The organism is Pseudomonas oryzihabitans, assembly GCF_024652905.1.
Taxonomy (GTDB): domain Bacteria; phylum Pseudomonadota; class Gammaproteobacteria; order Pseudomonadales; family Pseudomonadaceae; genus Chryseomonas; species Chryseomonas benzopyrenica.
Genome location: NZ_CP102428.1, coordinates 1,593,509 through 1,606,739, shown reverse-complemented (window position 1 = coordinate 1,606,739; position 13,231 = coordinate 1,593,509). Strand labels below are relative to the sequence as shown.

Genomic DNA, 13,231 nt, shown 5'->3' with positions numbered 1-13,231 from the left:
CGCTGCGTTGCGGTTAGGAACCCGGGGAGCCGCCCCGGGTTCCTGAGGCGACGTCAGAGCGAGCGGTCGCGCGCTTCCCAGCGGCGTTCGGCTTCGCTTTGGGCGCTGACTTGATCCTGACCCAGGGCGCGGAGGGCCACGGCCAGGGTGGCGATGACCGCCAGACGGCCATAGGGGTCTTCTGCCTCGCCGCGCCAAGTGGTGGCCAGCAACGCCGGGTCGAGGCGCTCCGGCTTGACCTGGCGGCGCTCGGTCAGCGCCGGCCAGCTTTCGTCCCAGGCTTCACCGCCACGGGTGCCATAGAGGTGGGCGATGACATCGGGATTGCGCTCGACTTCGCCACCTTCGCCCTTGATGACGATGCTGTCGTCACCCAGCAGGCGACTGGCCTCGCGGTGGACCTCCTGGTAACCCGGGTGGAAGATGCTCTGCAGGATGCAACGCGCCTGGCTGGGATTGAGCAGCCGGACCAGGGAGTGGATCGGCGAGCGCAGGCCGAGCTCGGCCTTGAGATCGATCATCCGCTGCAGTTCGGGCATCCAGGCCGCCAGGGGTAGGAAGGCCGGCTGGCCTCGGTCGAGCAGGGTGCCGGCGTCCTGCCAGCTATCGACCCTCTGCATGCCCAGGTCGGTCAGGCATTGCTCGGTATAGAGTCGGCCCGCGGTATGGGTGCCGCCGCCATGCATGACCACCCGCACGCCACTGCCGGCCAGGCATTTCACCGCCAGCAGGTACCAGGGCAGGTGACGCTTCTTGCCGGCGTAGGAGGGCCAGTCGAGGTCGACGGCGAAGCCTGGCGGCTGCAGCCGCGCCCTGACGGCGCGGGTAAAGCCGGCCAGCTCTTCGGCGCTTTCTTCCTTGTGCCTCAGCAGCATGAGAAAGGCACCGAGCTGCGCATCGGTGACCTGGCCGTCGAGAATCAGGCCCATGGCCGCTTCCGCCTCGGCCTCGGTCAGGCTGCGCGCGCCGCGCTTGCCCTTGCCCAGGGCCCGGACATAGACGGCGAAGGGATGCTCTTCGGGCGTGGTGAAGGTCATAGGCAATTATCCGGTTTCGGCAGGCCGGCCAGTTTGGCGCCGAGCTTGGCTGGCGCGCCCTTGAACAGCAGGTTGAGCTGGAGGCTGGTGCCCAGTTCCGGGCCCAGTGTCTGGGCAATGTACTTGATCAGTGGCCGGTTGGCCGGCGAAAGCTGGAATTGGGCGTAGAAGTCGCGTAGCGCCTGCAGCACCTGCCAGTGGCGATCGGTCAGCTCGATGCCCTCCTTGAGTGCCAGGTACTGGGCCACCTCGGGATTCCACTGGGAGAGATCACGCAGGTAGCCTTCGGGGTCGAGGTCGAGAGGGGCCATACTCAGGTCCAACTGATGACCTTGGCGCAGCTCACGCTCAGGTCGACGAAAGTGGGGTAGTCGATCAAGGTCACGGCGCGCTCGGGTTGCAGGCACCGTGCCTGGACGTCTTCCGCCAAGGCATAGAGGGTCGTCTTGGCGGGAAGCTGTATCAACAGCGCTGCCGCGACGCTGCCTGGGCGCAACGCTTCGACGGCGCCTCCCGTCAGCAGGACGGCGTCCTCGTCGCGCACCCAGGCGAGCCCATCTAGCGCGCCGGCGTCCAGTAGCGGCGAGCGGGAAAACAGGTGCAGGGTAGTCAAATGGAAATCACCTGGTCATGGTCGTGGATCAGCCCTGCCAGGGCCTCGGGCTCCAGTGGCGTCACCCAAGCGGGCAACTGCTCGGGCGTGATGCCCAGACGTTGCAGGGCGGTGGCTTCGGCGTAGATGGCCTCGACACCGAACAACGGCAGCGCGGAGAGATTGGCACTCAGATCCTTCTGCTCCAAGGCAACGCTGTCGGCTGTCAGCAACTGGGTCACGCCAGGACCGGCGAACAGCAGCGCCAGGGGCAGTTCGAAGGCACCGCCGGCCAGTACGATATCCAGGGCCTCGCGCGGACCGGGGCCGCTCAGTGCGGGCTGGCGGGAGATGACGAGGGTGTTCTTGGCCATGCTAGTCGCCTCCAAAGCAGAGCAGGCGATCAGCGTCCTGCACCGCCTCATGCAGTTGGCCCAGACCGGACAGCTGCCAGGGCGCCCGCACGTTCACCGCGCCCTCACGTTCATAGCGCCGTGCCTCGTTTTCATCCAGCAGCCCACGTTTGAGGGCGGCGGCGATACAGACCACGGCGTCGATCTGGTGACGTTCGATCAGCTCACGCCAGCGCGCGGGTAGATCCGACTCGTCCTGGCCACTGACGGTGGCGTAGGAGGCGTTATGAACGCCATCGCGATAGAGAAAAAGTCGCGACAGCTCATGACCCCCGGCCAGCAGTGCCTCACAGAAGCGCAGGGCCCGACGGGCCGAAGGCGCCTGGGGCGGGGAAAGGATAACGATGGCAAATTTCATAGATGTAAAAAGGCCCGCCGAAGCGGGCCTCTTGGGCTACCGCCGATGATCAATCGTTATTGCTGGCGAATCCAAAGATCTGCAGCAAGCTGATGAACATATTGTAGATCGAGACGTACAGGGTGATGGTAGCCATGATGTAGTTGTCTTCACCACCGTGCACGATGGCGCTGGTCTGGAACAGGATGGCCGCGGCGGCGAACAGCACGAAGCCCGCGCTGATGGCCAGTTGCAGACCACTGATCTGGACGAAGAAGGACAGCACCACGGCGCCCAGCAGGATCCAGAAGCCCGCCATCAGGAAGCCACCGAGAAAGCTCATGTCCTTGCGACTGATCAGCGCGTAGGCCGACAGACCGAAGAAGGCCAGGGCGGTCATGCCGGCAGCCGAAGCGATCACGCTGCCGCCGTTGGGCAGACCCAGGTACATGTTCAGGATCGGGCCCAGGGTGTAGCCCATGAAGCCAGTCAAGGCGAAGGTGCTGACCAGCCCCCAGCCGCTGTTACGGGTCTTCATGGTCAGGAAGAACAGGCCGTAGAAGCCGATCAGTACCACGAAGATGTTGGGGTAGGGTAGCCGCATCTGCTGCGAGACGAAGGCAACCAAGCCACTGAATGCCAGGGTCATGGCCAGCAGGGCGTAGGTGTTGCGCAATACACGGCTGACGTCCCGCGGTTGCGCGATGGCAGGGTTGTAGGCGTATTGACGCTCGTTCATGGTGTACTCCAAAGCTAATTTAACGGTGTGATGTACCGTACGACCCCGAAGATAGCAAATGTTGCTTAAGGATCGCTTGCGAGTGTTTGACAGTGTGTTGCCATCAGGTACTATGCGCCCCTCTTACGGAAGTGTGGCCGAGTGGTTTAAGGCAGCGGTCTTGAAAACCGCCGACTCGCAAGGGTCCCAGAGTTCGAATCTCTGCGCTTCCGCCATCTTCGAAGCCCCGTTCCTACGGGGCTTTTTGCTGTCTGCAGGGTCGAATTTCAAGACCTGTTGGGCGAGTGAAAAGGAGGAGTTCCAAAGTTCTTTGGGAACAGCGCCGAGGCCTGACCTTCTATAGCACCCGCCCCGATGAGGTTGGGCATCGCGGCAACCCAGGCCCCGCACGAGAGCGAGGGCTGAGCTGAGTGCGATCGTTGGAAACTGCCTTGTGAGATGAGCAGGCAGGACGGCTTGAGTCAGGGCGTGCAAAGCATCGCCAAACTATCGGTTACCCACCGAAGCTACCGACCCTTGTCAAGCACCATCGTCAGCAGGCTACCATGGCCACCACGAAGATGGTTGCCAGCCCAATACACATGGCGCCCAGGGTGAGCGCCAGTAGGCCCTGATCGCTGGTAAGCGATCTCGGACGAATGAGTGCAGATTTAAGCGGGACGCTATTTAGCCGGCCGTGGGGCCTCGACTCGAAGAGCGTCACTGTCCTTGTCAATTGATAGCGCAACTGAAGTATCCTTTTCAGTTTCGGTATTGGGCTGCGGTACCCAGCTATTGGCCGCGATTGTGGCTTCAGCGAAGCTCAACAGCAAGACCATTGCTGCTACGCAGGTTCCTATGGCAATCGCATTGATCACCTTCTGTTCTTTCACAGGTGCATTCATGTTGCTTGCCTAGCAGGGTCACGTCGAATGAGGTGGTCTGACAACTGCAGGCGGCAGAAGTGCGGAGGTCGTTGGCTTCTCACGATCAACCAAGGCCCGTAACTGCAGTAAGGCGTCGCCCAGCGCGATGTCGCAATCCACAGCCTGAGCGTTGCGTTCGGGGCGGTTGAATACTGGTTTAGCCTGATCCTGTCTGACTACTTTGTACCCCGGTCTTCCTGCTCCGACAGGCTGTAGCCGCTGATCGCTGCAGCCTGGCTGAAACCTTTCGTGCGCCTTGGCGCTCGTCTCGATGGCCGTGCGATTCGCTCTGCTGCGTATCTTGCCCCAGCACCTGTGGGCATGAAAAAGCCCGCGCGAAGCGGGCTTTTTCATGCCGAGGTGCGGCGTCCCAGTCAGGGCGTGTTGCCCTTGGCCAGGGCGGCAGCGATGGCCGGTGCATCGATGGCGTTGGCCAGGACCTGGGTGCCCGAGAGGATGACATTGTTGGTCGGGCCGCTGCCTTTGATCTCGTCGCTGGCGAGCACCTTGCCCTGGTCGTCGAGGACCTGGGTGATGACGTCATAGTCGAAGCGGACGCGCATGTAGGCGTCGGATTTCCATTCCCGCAGTTTCAGCACCAGCAGCTTCTGACCCTGGGGCGCGCGGTCGCTGGCCTGGCTGGGCATGGCGGTAATGGCGGCGCGGGCCAGGGCCTTTTGCACGGCGTCCTGCAGGTCGGCGGAAAGGGGGCTGCCGCTGTAGGTGCGGACGCTCCAGGGATTGTAGTAGAGGCCGCGGATGTTGCCGACGTAGGTGGCGTCCTTGTCTTGGGCGACCACATAGGGACGCTCATCGAGTACCGCGACGGCAACCGGCTTGTCGGCCTTGACGCTGAGTTGCGGGGCGGTCTGGCGGTAGTCGATCTTCTGGCCGATGGCGCAACCGGCGAGTTGCAGCGTGGCGAAGGCGATGAACAAGAGATGAGATGGCTTCATGCGAAACTCCTTTTTCGAGAGGCGCGCAGTCTAAGCCATCAGACTCGTCATGCCAAAATAATGTGATTCAGGTCACTAAATTTATGAGGGCGCGAGTCGGTTGCCGGGCTCTGCAGCCGGGCGGATGCCCCTGACACACTCATCAGTTGGGTGGCAGGCCAGAGGGTTGCCTGCGTTCAGTGGTTGAAATTCACGCAGCCTGTGGGGCGTGAAGGGAAGGGGCAGAGTCGAAGGACAAGACCGTCCTTGGGCTCTGCCCGCGAGCGTTACAGCGTCTTCTTGTATTCCTTGTCCGCCTTCTTGTCTTCGCGGTGGCGTTCCTTGTCCAGCTGGGTATCGGTGCGGTCGGCTTCGTCAGCGGCATGGGCCGCACCCTTGTCGACTTCCTTCCGATCGTGGCGCGCGTCTTCGCTCACGTCACGGCCGTCCTGGCGGACGCTCTTTTCCAGCGGGCTTTCGGCCAGCGCGACCCCCGTGCTGAGGACGCTTAGCAAAACGGTCAGGGTTGCTGCGGTAAGGCGTGATTTCATCGGAGGCGCTCCTGAGTCGAGACAGCGGGAGTGGTCGCCCAAAGCGACCGCTTCGTTTGCAGTAAAGCGCTAAAGCTGGCATTGGGAAAGGAGAGCTGCCGAAGCGCCTTGGTCAAGCGGGCGAGCTAGAGGCCCAGGCGGAGGCGTCGTGCGGGTGCAGACTCTCCAGATGGCGCACGTGGATGCGCACTTCCTGGTGGCTATCACGCAGGGCCACCAGCAGGCGGCGGGCGGCGTCCTCGACGAACATCAGATTGCTGCCGTTGAGGGCGGCGAAGGCCTGTTCATCGGCGCGCTTGACGGCGGTTTGCACCGGGGTGCCCAGGGCCCTTTCGCACTGGTCGATCAAGGGCAGCAGGTTGAGGTCGACGGCGCCTGCCGGAATGCTGACCTGCACCTGTGCCAGGCTGCGCTGACTGTGCGGGGTGGCCAGGGAGGCGTGGCGGCGTAGCCAGCTGGCGACGGTGACCGGATCCACGTGCTCGGCGGTCCCGTGCTCTTCGAGAAAGGCCCGTTCGACCAGTTGGCGGGCCAGGGAGGCGGAGCAGGGGCAGGTGGATGAATAAGGAATTTCGACGCGGGCGCTGAACTGGAAGACGCCGGCAACCCAACTGGCTTCCAGGCGCACTGGATAGCGCTTCCAACCGCTCAGCTCGGCGGTCACCAGGGCTGGGCGACGAACCAGCAGGGCGAAGTCGAGGCGCAGCCGGGCGGCGCGGGAGTCGCAGCTGCGGTGGCTGGTGACCATGTCAGCCAGCAGCGAGCGCAGGCGTTCGGGCGTGAGCGGCTCGCCCAGGCGGTCCAGTAACCGGTAGAGCCGGGACATGTGGATGCCCTTGGCGGTGGCCGCGGGCAGATCGACCTGAACGTCGGCCCTGGCAGGCACGAAGCTGTCGAGATCGCCTTCGCCGAGACGGATGGGCAGGTCGATGCCCTGCATGCCGACCCAATCGAGGGCGGCGGGCAGGGTGGCGGTCTCGCTGAGGGAGACGTCGGGGAGGATGGCGTTCATGGGCAGGGCTTGGCTCAGTGGGGATCGGCGGCTGGGGGCCAGTCGCTGAAGGGGTTGTGCAGGCGCATCCAGGCCGAGGGGCCAGCGGCGAGCTCGGTGTCGGTCAGCAGGCAGGCATCCAGGCGGGCACGCAGTGCGGCTTCGTCCATGTCCATGCCGATGAGGACCAGCTCCTGGCGCGCATCGCCGACACCCTCGTGCCATTTCTCCTTGATGATGGCGACGGTTTCTTCATCGTCCGGCCATTGCTCGGGCGGTACCGCGGCCCACCAGCGCCCGGCGACGCCATGGCGGGCGACGGCGCCGGCCTGGGACCAGGTGCCGGCATGGGCGGGATGGCTGGCCAGCCAGAAGTAGCCTTTGGAACGGACCACGCCTGGCCATTCCTGCTCGACCAGGGCGAAGAAGCGCTCGGGATGAAAAGGGCGACGCGCCTGGTAGACGAAGCTTGTGATGCCGTACGCCTCGGTCTCGGGCGTGTGCTCGCCACGCAGTTCCTGCAACCAGCCCGGCGCCTTGGCGGCTTCGTCGAAGTCGAAGAGACCGGTCTGCAGCACCCGCTCCAGGGGGACGGCGCCGAAGCTGGCCAACTCCAGCCTCGCGCGAGGATTGAGGCTGCGCAGGATGGCCAGCAAGCGATCGCGCTCGGCCGGTTCGACCAGATCCAGCTTGTTCACCACCAGGACGTCGCAGAATTCGATCTGCTCGATCAGGAGGTCGACCACGGTACGTTCGTCTTCCTCGCCGAGAGACTCGCCGCGGGACTCCAGGGAGTCGCTGGAGGCGTAGTCGCGCAGGAAGTTGAAGGCGTCCACCACGGTGACCAGGGTGTCGAGCTGGGCGACATCGCCCAGGCAGCGACCGTCTTCGCCGGCGAAGGTGAAGGTCTCGGCCACCGGGAGCGGCTCGGAGATACCGGTGGATTCGATGACCAGCTGATCGAAGCGGCCGTCCCGGGCGAGCCGCTCCACCTCGAGCAGCAGGTCTTCGCGCAGGGTGCAGCAGATGCAGCCGTTGCTCATCTCGACCAGCTTTTCCTCGGTGCGCGACAGCTCGGCGCCGCCGTCGCGAACCAGGGCGGCGTCGATGTTGACCTCGGACATGTCGTTGACGATGACCGCCACCCGGCGGCCTTCGCGGTTATTGAGAATATGGTTGAGCAGCGTGGTCTTGCCGGCGCCGAGAAAGCCGGACAGTACGGTGACGGGGAGTTTCTGGCTGGAAAGGCTGGCTTGGGTCGTCATGGTCATCACGGGTAGAAGAAGTCGTAGGACGGATGCATCCCTGTGATATGGGCATCGGGATGTATATAAACGTTATAACATAACATTAATGGTGTGTTAAGAAGGCGCCTCTGCCTGGCGCTGAAGCGCCACCCGCAACGTTGATGGTGGTGGCCTGGCTGCCCGTTCCCAGTCTGTGCGGGCAGGCTTCAGAGGCAGGCGCTGCCTAGACGTGTTGACCGCCATTGATATGGATTTCGGCGCCGTTGATGTAGCAGGAGCGTTCGCTGCAGAGGAAGTAGATGGTCTCGGCGACTTCGTCGGGAGTGCCCAGGCGTTTGAGTGGGACTTCGGCTTCCACCAAGCCGTCGGTACCGGGCGAAAGGATGGAGGTGGCGATTTCGCCGGGCGCTATGGCGTTGGCGCGCACGCCCCGGGGACCGAATTCATGGGCCAGTTCGCGGGTCAACGCGGCGAGGCCCGCCTTGGAGGCGGCATAGGCCACGCCTGCGAAGGGATGCACCCGGGAGCCCGCGATGGAGGTGACGTTGACGATGCTGCCCTGGGCCGCTTCCAGCTCCGGCAACAGGGCGCGCGCGAGCAGGGCGGTGGACACCAGGTTGACGTTGAGCACCTGGGTCCAGGTGTCGGCATCGGAAGCCAATACCCCGAGGCGGCTGCCATCGGGCCCCTTGGGTGAGATGCCGGCGTTGTTCACCAGGGCGTGCAGCTTGCCACTGGGCAGGCGCTCGCGGACAGTGGCGACCAGGCGGTCGATCTGGGAAAGGTCGGCGAGATCGGCCTGGATGTGCGCATCGCGAGCTTCCGGCCAGGCGCACTCTGCGGAAAACGGCTGGCGGGAAACGGTGAGCAGCCGCCAGCCCAGGTTGCGGAACAGCTTGACGGTGGCATGACCGATCCCGCGGCTGGCGCCGGTGAGCAGCATGGTACGCTGGGTCATGGGCGGCCCCGGCGGGAAGCAGTGTAGGCGAGAAGCGACAAGGCGAGCATGGTGGTTGGCTCCGGCGTCTGGCAGGCCGGTTCACTATGCCCAAGCTGGGAGCCAGCAGCAATCCGCGGCCAAGGTGCTCAGGCGTCGTCCTGGCGCAACCGGCCATGCTCGGTGCGCACCGTGGCCATGAAGGTCTGCATGGCCGACGACTGCACCCGATGCCGGCGCCGGATCAGCCCGTAGGGCGGCAGCCGGGGTTCGAAGGCGATGGGCAGCACCGCCAGGAGGTGGCGACCAGGGTAGTCGTTGACCACCGACAGCGGGGTCACCCCGAGCATGTCGGTCTGCTGCAGCAGTGCCAGCAGGGTCATGATGGAGGTGGTCTCGACGATGCTGCCGGGAATGTCGACCCGGGCGTCGTGGAAGGCCTGGTTGATGATGGCCCTCATCGGACTGGGGTGCTGCTGCAGCACCCAGGTGTGCTCCTGCAACTCGCCCCAGGTCAGGTGCGTGGCCTGGGCCAGGGGGTTCTGCGCGCCGGCGATCACGCAGAGCACCTCTTCGCCCAGGCTGTCGAACAGCAGCTCCTCGGCGCGGGCGCCGGTGGGAATGCGCCCCAGCACCACGTCCAGCTGGTCCTGCAAGAGCGCCTGGACCAGTACGTCGCTGGTATCCACCTGGATCGACATGGACAGCCGCGGATGACTCTGCTTGAGGGTGGCGATAGTGCGGGTCAGCAGCCCCGAGGCCAGCGCCGGAATGGCACCCACCGCCACGCGGCCGAGATTGCCCGATTCCAGCGCGACCAGCTCCTCGCGCATGCCCGACAGCTCGGCGAAGACCATGCGCGCGTAGTAGATCACCGTCTCGCCGAAGGCCGTGGCGCGCATGCCCCGTGGCAGCCGCTCGAACAGCCCCACGCCCAGCAGGCTCTCGATCTCGTGGAGCATCTTGGTGGCGGCCGGCTGGGTCATGCCGATGTCGTCGGCGGCGCGGCGCAGGGAGCCGAATTCCGCCAGTGCCAGCACCAGCCGCAACTGGCGCAAGCGCAGACGGCTGTGGATGGTGTGGGCATCGGGAATGCGCGTCATGCTGGCGGACCTTGGGGCAGGGGAGCCGGCTAGGGTAGCGCATGAACCCGCGCCCGGCGCAGCTGGGGTGCGTCCGCGCCAGGCCGGGGCGTTCACGAGGGCCGTACCTTGGCTCGCGGCGCGTATTGGCGCAGCGCCTGCAGTCCGCGCGCCAGCAGCGGCCAGCAGAGCATCAGCAGCGCCGCGGTGGTCAGGCTGCCCACCAGGGGATTGGACCAGAAGATGCCCAGTTGGCCGTCGGAGAACAGCATCGACTGGCGAAAGGCGTCTTCGGCCTTGTCGCCCAGCACCGCCGCCAGCACCAAGGGGGCGATGGGATAGCCGAGCTTCTTGAAGGCATAGCCAAGGACGCCGAAGCCGAGCATCAGCCAGACGTCGAACAGACTGTTGTGCACCGAATAGGCGCCGATCACGCAGACGGTGAAGATGATGGGCGCGATGATGCAGAAGGGAATGCGCAGGATGGCGGCGAACAGCGGCACCGTCGCCAGCACCACGATCAGGCTGACCACGTTGCCCAGGTACATGCTGGCGATCAGGCTCCAGACGAAGTCGTGCTGTTCGGCGAACAAGGTCGGCCCCGGGTGCAGGCCCCAGATCATCAGGCCGCCGAGCATCACCGCGGCGGTGGCCGAACCGGGGATACCCAGGGTCAGCATGGGCAGCAGGGCGCTGGTGCCGGCACTGTGGTCGGCGGTCTCCGGCGCTATCACCCCCTCCAGCTCGCCCTTGCCGAAGCCCTCGCGATTCTTCGAGAAACGCCGCGCCAGGCTATAGCTCATGAAGGAGGCGGCGGTAGGGCCGCCCGGGGTCACGCCCATCCAGCAGCCGACCAGGGCGCTGCGCAGCCAGGTCAGCCAGTAGCGCGGCAATTGCTTCCAGGTGGCGAGCACCGTACGCAGGGTGATGCGCGCCTGCTCGCCGCGAAAGACCAGGCCTTCCTCCACCGTGCAGAGGATCTCGCCGATGCCGAACAGGCCGATCACCGCCACCTCGAAGCTGATGCCCGAGAGCAGTGCCGGTTGATCGAAGGTCAGGCGCAGATTGCCGGAGACGGTATCCATGCCCACCGCCGCCATGGCGAAGCCGATCATCATGGCCGCCACCGTCTTCAGCGGCGGATTCTTGCTCATGCCGATGAAGGTGCAGAAGGCCAGCAGGTAGACGGCGAAGAACTCCGGCGAGCTGAATTCCATGGCGAAGGCGGCGATGCGGCTGGAGAGGAAGGTCAGCAGCAGCACCCCGACCAAGGCGCCCAGCAGCGCCGAGGTGAAGGCTGCGGTCAGGGCCTCGCCAGCGCGGCCCTGGCGCGCCAGGGGGTAGCCGTCGAAGGTGGTGGCCACCGACGAGGGTTCGCCCGGGATATTGAACAGGATGGAGGTGATGGAACCCCCGAACAGCGCGCCCCAGTACATGCAGGAGAGCAGGATGATGGCCGAGGTCGGGCTCATGGTGAAGGTCAGTGGCAGCAGCAGGGCGACGCCATTGGGCGCGCCCAGGCCGGGCAGCACCCCGACCAGGATGCCGAGCAGCACGCCGATCACCATCAGGGCGATGTGATGGAAGGACAGGATCAGGCCCATCCCGTGCATCAGGGAATCGAATTCGCTCATGACAGGCTCCTCAGCAGGCGGGCGAGGTCGGCCAGGGGGCCGGCATCCAGTGGCACCTTGAACCAGAGGGCGAAGATCAGATAGCTGGCGAGGCTCACGCCGCCGGCGGTGGCGAGGATCTGCCAGGCGCCGTAGCGCCTTTGCCGCTGGCGATCGCGCGCCATGAACCAGGCGATGAACAAAAAGGCCGTGACATAGAGGCCCAGCAGGGGCAGGGCGACGACGAAGGCCAGCATCGGCAGGAATACCCGCAGCACCTGGCCGAAGGCGGCGCGCTCGACGAAGCCCGTGCGCAGCGCCTGCCAGCGCCACAGGGTCTGCAGTGCCGTAGCCAGGCTGGCCAAGGCAAGCAGCAGGCCGATGTAGAAGGGGAAGTAGCCCGGCTCGGGGCCGGCATCGCCCCAGCCGATACCCTGCTCCAGACTGCCCATCATCACGATGCCACCGAGGCCGGCGGTGAACGCCGCCACGCCCAGTTCCACCCAGCGGGTGGTGATCAGGGAATCTCCGGCCATGGCCGTCTCTCCTGTGTCGGTGCGCCGATCAGCGCTTGAGCCAGCCCGCGGCCTCGAACACCGGGGTGACCCGGGCGGTGTCCTGGGCGATGTAGTCCTGCAGCGCCTGGCCTTCGAGGAACGTCGGCACCAGGGCGTTACGCTCGATATAGGCCTTGAATTCGGGCGTCTGACTCACCTTGCGCATGAGCTCCACATAGAAGGCGCGCTGCTCCTCGCTGACGCCGCCCGGCAAGAGCACGGTGCGCGGGAAGCGGTATTGATCGATACCCAGGCCCTGCTCCTTGCAGGTGGGTACGTCCGACCACGCCTGGGTCTCGGTGACCTTGGCGGTATAGGCCATGCGGCTCTGGCTGAACACGCACAGCGGCACTACCTGTCCACCACGCCACTGGCTCAGGCTCTCGCTGGGATTGTTGACGTTGGAGGTGATGTGCTTGCCAGCCAGCTGGGTCGCCGCCTCGCTGCCGCTCTTGAAGGGTATGTAGGTAAGCTTGGTGCCCTCGGTGCGATTGAGCAGCAGGGTCAGGGTCTGGTCGACGTCCTTCGACTGGCTGCCACCCATGCGTTTGCCAGCCGGGTCCTGCTTGATGGCGTCGATGTAGCCGCGGGCATCCTTCCATGGCGCGTCGGCGTAGCTCCAGAGGATGAAGTCATCCTCGGCGATGGCCGCCACCGGGGTGAGATCGCTCAACTGGTAGCCGAGCTTGGCGGTCAGGGGCAGCAGATAGACGTTGTTGGTGGCGATGACCAGCTTGTCCGCCTCGCCCTTGGCCAGCTTCATCTCCAGAAAAGCCTCGGCGCCATTACCGCCTCCCTTGTTCATCACCACGGTGCTGGCATCGAGCAGCTTGTGCTGGGTGATGATCGACTGGATCAGCCGGCCGAGTTGGTCGGTGCCGCCACCGGGGCCACCGGCGACCACGATCTCCACCTTGCCGTCGGGCTGCCAGGCGGCCTGGGCCAGGGGAGCCGCCGCAGCGGCCAGACACAGGGGGAGGGCGGCGAGCAGGGAGGTGCTGCGCATGGGACTACCTCTTTCTTGTCGTTGTTTTGGGTGGACCGAGTGTGCGCAGCCCCGGGCAATCCTGACCACTCAAAAAAAGGCATGCACCGATAGCCTGAGGTTATGTCGTAGCGGGTGAGCTTGCGGAGACCTTGGCGCCAAGGGCTCTCCAGCGAAACACTGAAAGGCACCTATATCCTCAGGCTATACACCTATATGCAGATTTGATTAGACGGTTATCGAACCGGCAGCCGATAGTCGACCTCGCCAGCCGGCTGCTGAACGCCCATAACAATAATCAGGGGTCACG

At 64.9% G+C, this 13,231-nt stretch carries 16 protein-coding genes and 1 tRNA gene; 1 reads left to right on the top strand and 16 read right to left on the bottom strand.

All coding sequences use genetic code 11. The features are described 5' to 3' along the window. Positions 1 to 53: 53 nt before the first annotated feature. The 6 genes from NRG74_RS07450 to NRG74_RS07425 are packed head-to-tail and all read right to left on the bottom strand — an operon-like array spanning position 54 to position 3,118. A complete protein-coding gene (locus tag NRG74_RS07450) occupies positions 54 to 1,037 on the bottom strand; it encodes a glycosyl transferase family protein (RefSeq protein ID WP_257706177.1) in 984 nt (327 codons plus the stop codon). Further along, positions 1,034 to 1,348 carry a TusE/DsrC/DsvC family sulfur relay protein gene (locus NRG74_RS07445; RefSeq protein WP_257706176.1) on the bottom strand — a complete coding sequence of 105 codons (315 nt, stop codon included), beginning with the start codon at positions 1,346 to 1,348 and terminating at the stop codon, positions 1,034 to 1,036. Before NRG74_RS07445 ends, NRG74_RS07450 begins: the two co-directional genes overlap by 4 nt. 2 nt (positions 1,349 to 1,350) lie before the next feature. Next, positions 1,351 to 1,650 carry a sulfurtransferase complex subunit TusB gene (gene tusB, locus NRG74_RS07440; protein WP_257706175.1) on the bottom strand — a complete coding sequence of 100 codons (300 nt, stop codon included), beginning with the start codon at positions 1,648 to 1,650 and terminating at the stop codon, positions 1,351 to 1,353. Further along, a complete protein-coding gene (gene tusC, locus NRG74_RS07435; protein ID WP_257706174.1) occupies positions 1,647 to 2,003 on the bottom strand; it encodes a sulfurtransferase complex subunit TusC in 357 nt (118 codons plus the stop codon). Before tusC ends, tusB begins: the two co-directional genes overlap by 4 nt. 1 nt (position 2,004) lies before the next feature. Then, positions 2,005 to 2,400, bottom strand: a complete 396-nt coding sequence (gene tusD / locus NRG74_RS07430; protein ID WP_257706173.1) for a sulfurtransferase complex subunit TusD — start codon at positions 2,398 to 2,400, stop codon at positions 2,005 to 2,007. A 49-nt stretch (positions 2,401 to 2,449) separates the two neighbouring features. After that, positions 2,450 to 3,118, bottom strand: coding sequence for a Bax inhibitor-1/YccA family protein (locus tag NRG74_RS07425; RefSeq protein ID WP_017641775.1), 669 nt, complete (start codon positions 3,116 to 3,118; stop codon positions 2,450 to 2,452). A 127-nt stretch (positions 3,119 to 3,245) separates the two neighbouring features. On the opposite strand from NRG74_RS07425, the gene NRG74_RS07420 reads away from it, so the two are divergent. Continuing rightward, positions 3,246 to 3,333, top strand: a tRNA-Ser gene (locus NRG74_RS07420). 447 nt (positions 3,334 to 3,780) lie between these two features. On the opposite strand, the gene NRG74_RS07415 is transcribed toward NRG74_RS07420, so the two are convergent. The 10 genes from NRG74_RS07415 to NRG74_RS07370 all read right to left on the bottom strand — a co-directional run bounded on the left by NRG74_RS07415 (position 3,781) and on the right by NRG74_RS07370 (position 12,942). Then, on the bottom strand, positions 3,781 to 4,002 hold the full coding sequence (locus NRG74_RS07415; protein WP_143075217.1) for a hypothetical protein: 222 nt from the start codon (positions 4,000 to 4,002) through the stop codon (positions 3,781 to 3,783). Positions 4,003 to 4,397: 395 nt separating this feature from the next. Beyond that, a complete protein-coding gene (locus NRG74_RS07410) occupies positions 4,398 to 4,979 on the bottom strand; it encodes a hypothetical protein (RefSeq protein ID WP_017641777.1) in 582 nt (193 codons plus the stop codon). 266 nt (positions 4,980 to 5,245) lie between these two features. After that, the gene (locus NRG74_RS07405) at positions 5,246 to 5,509 is read right to left on the bottom strand and encodes a hypothetical protein (RefSeq protein WP_257706172.1); all 264 of its coding nucleotides are present in this window, start codon (positions 5,507 to 5,509) and stop codon (positions 5,246 to 5,248) included. A gap of 112 nt (positions 5,510 to 5,621) precedes the next feature. Further along, positions 5,622 to 6,521, bottom strand: coding sequence for a GTP cyclohydrolase FolE2 (gene folE2, locus NRG74_RS07400; RefSeq protein ID WP_257706171.1), 900 nt, complete (start codon positions 6,519 to 6,521; stop codon positions 5,622 to 5,624). A 14-nt stretch (positions 6,522 to 6,535) separates the two neighbouring features. Continuing rightward, on the bottom strand, positions 6,536 to 7,771 hold the full coding sequence (gene zigA, locus NRG74_RS07395; protein ID WP_257706569.1) for a zinc metallochaperone GTPase ZigA: 1,236 nt from the start codon (positions 7,769 to 7,771) through the stop codon (positions 6,536 to 6,538). Between the two features lie 199 nt (positions 7,772 to 7,970). Beyond that, positions 7,971 to 8,705 (bottom strand): SDR family NAD(P)-dependent oxidoreductase, encoded by a 735-nt coding sequence (locus NRG74_RS07390; protein WP_064308880.1) that lies wholly within the window; start codon positions 8,703 to 8,705, stop codon positions 7,971 to 7,973. A 128-nt stretch (positions 8,706 to 8,833) separates the two neighbouring features. Then, entirely contained in the window at positions 8,834 to 9,787 is a 954-nt protein-coding gene (locus NRG74_RS07385; protein WP_017641782.1) for a LysR family transcriptional regulator, read from the bottom strand. Positions 9,788 to 9,879: 92 nt separating this feature from the next. Then, positions 9,880 to 11,400 (bottom strand): tripartite tricarboxylate transporter permease, encoded by a 1,521-nt coding sequence (locus NRG74_RS07380; RefSeq protein ID WP_257706170.1) that lies wholly within the window; start codon positions 11,398 to 11,400, stop codon positions 9,880 to 9,882. Continuing rightward, complete coding sequence (locus NRG74_RS07375; RefSeq protein ID WP_017641784.1) at positions 11,397 to 11,915, bottom strand: tripartite tricarboxylate transporter TctB family protein; 519 nt, start codon at positions 11,913 to 11,915, stop codon at positions 11,397 to 11,399. Before NRG74_RS07375 ends, NRG74_RS07380 begins: the two co-directional genes overlap by 4 nt. Positions 11,916 to 11,943: 28 nt before the next feature. After that, a complete protein-coding gene (locus tag NRG74_RS07370; RefSeq protein ID WP_257706169.1) occupies positions 11,944 to 12,942 on the bottom strand; it encodes a tripartite tricarboxylate transporter substrate binding protein in 999 nt (332 codons plus the stop codon). Positions 12,943 to 13,231: the final 289 nt, after the last annotated feature.

Excerpts from the sequence above, each read along its gene's own strand:
- NRG74_RS07450 (WP_257706177.1), bottom strand. The coding sequence starts at position 1,037 with ATGACCTTCACCACGCCCGAAGAGCATCCCTTCGCCGTCTATGTCCGG.
- NRG74_RS07405 (WP_257706172.1), bottom strand. The coding sequence starts at position 5,509 with ATGAAATCACGCCTTACCGCAGCAACCCTGACCGTTTTGCTAAGCGTC.
- NRG74_RS07415 (WP_143075217.1), bottom strand. The coding sequence starts at position 4,002 with ATGAATGCACCTGTGAAAGAACAGAAGGTGATCAATGCGATTGCCATA.
- NRG74_RS07425 (WP_017641775.1), bottom strand. The coding sequence starts at position 3,118 with ATGAACGAGCGTCAATACGCCTACAACCCTGCCATCGCGCAACCGCGG.
- NRG74_RS07380 (WP_257706170.1), bottom strand. The coding sequence starts at position 11,400 with ATGAGCGAATTCGATTCCCTGATGCACGGGATGGGCCTGATCCTGTCC.
- NRG74_RS07445 (WP_257706176.1), bottom strand. The coding sequence starts at position 1,348 with ATGGCCCCTCTCGACCTCGACCCCGAAGGCTACCTGCGTGATCTCTCC.
- NRG74_RS07370 (WP_257706169.1), bottom strand. The coding sequence starts at position 12,942 with ATGCGCAGCACCTCCCTGCTCGCCGCCCTCCCCCTGTGTCTGGCCGCT.
- NRG74_RS07385 (WP_017641782.1), bottom strand. The coding sequence starts at position 9,787 with ATGACGCGCATTCCCGATGCCCACACCATCCACAGCCGTCTGCGCTTG.
- zigA (WP_257706569.1), bottom strand. The coding sequence starts at position 7,771 with ATGACCATGACGACCCAAGCCAGCCTTTCCAGCCAGAAACTCCCCGTC.
- NRG74_RS07410 (WP_017641777.1), bottom strand. The coding sequence starts at position 4,979 with ATGAAGCCATCTCATCTCTTGTTCATCGCCTTCGCCACGCTGCAACTC.
- NRG74_RS07390 (WP_064308880.1), bottom strand. The coding sequence starts at position 8,705 with ATGACCCAGCGTACCATGCTGCTCACCGGCGCCAGCCGCGGGATCGGT.
- folE2 (WP_257706171.1), bottom strand. The coding sequence starts at position 6,521 with ATGAACGCCATCCTCCCCGACGTCTCCCTCAGCGAGACCGCCACCCTG.
- tusD (WP_257706173.1), bottom strand. The coding sequence starts at position 2,400 with ATGAAATTTGCCATCGTTATCCTTTCCCCGCCCCAGGCGCCTTCGGCC.
- tusC (WP_257706174.1), bottom strand. The coding sequence starts at position 2,003 with ATGGCCAAGAACACCCTCGTCATCTCCCGCCAGCCCGCACTGAGCGGC.
- NRG74_RS07375 (WP_017641784.1), bottom strand. The coding sequence starts at position 11,915 with ATGGCCGGAGATTCCCTGATCACCACCCGCTGGGTGGAACTGGGCGTG.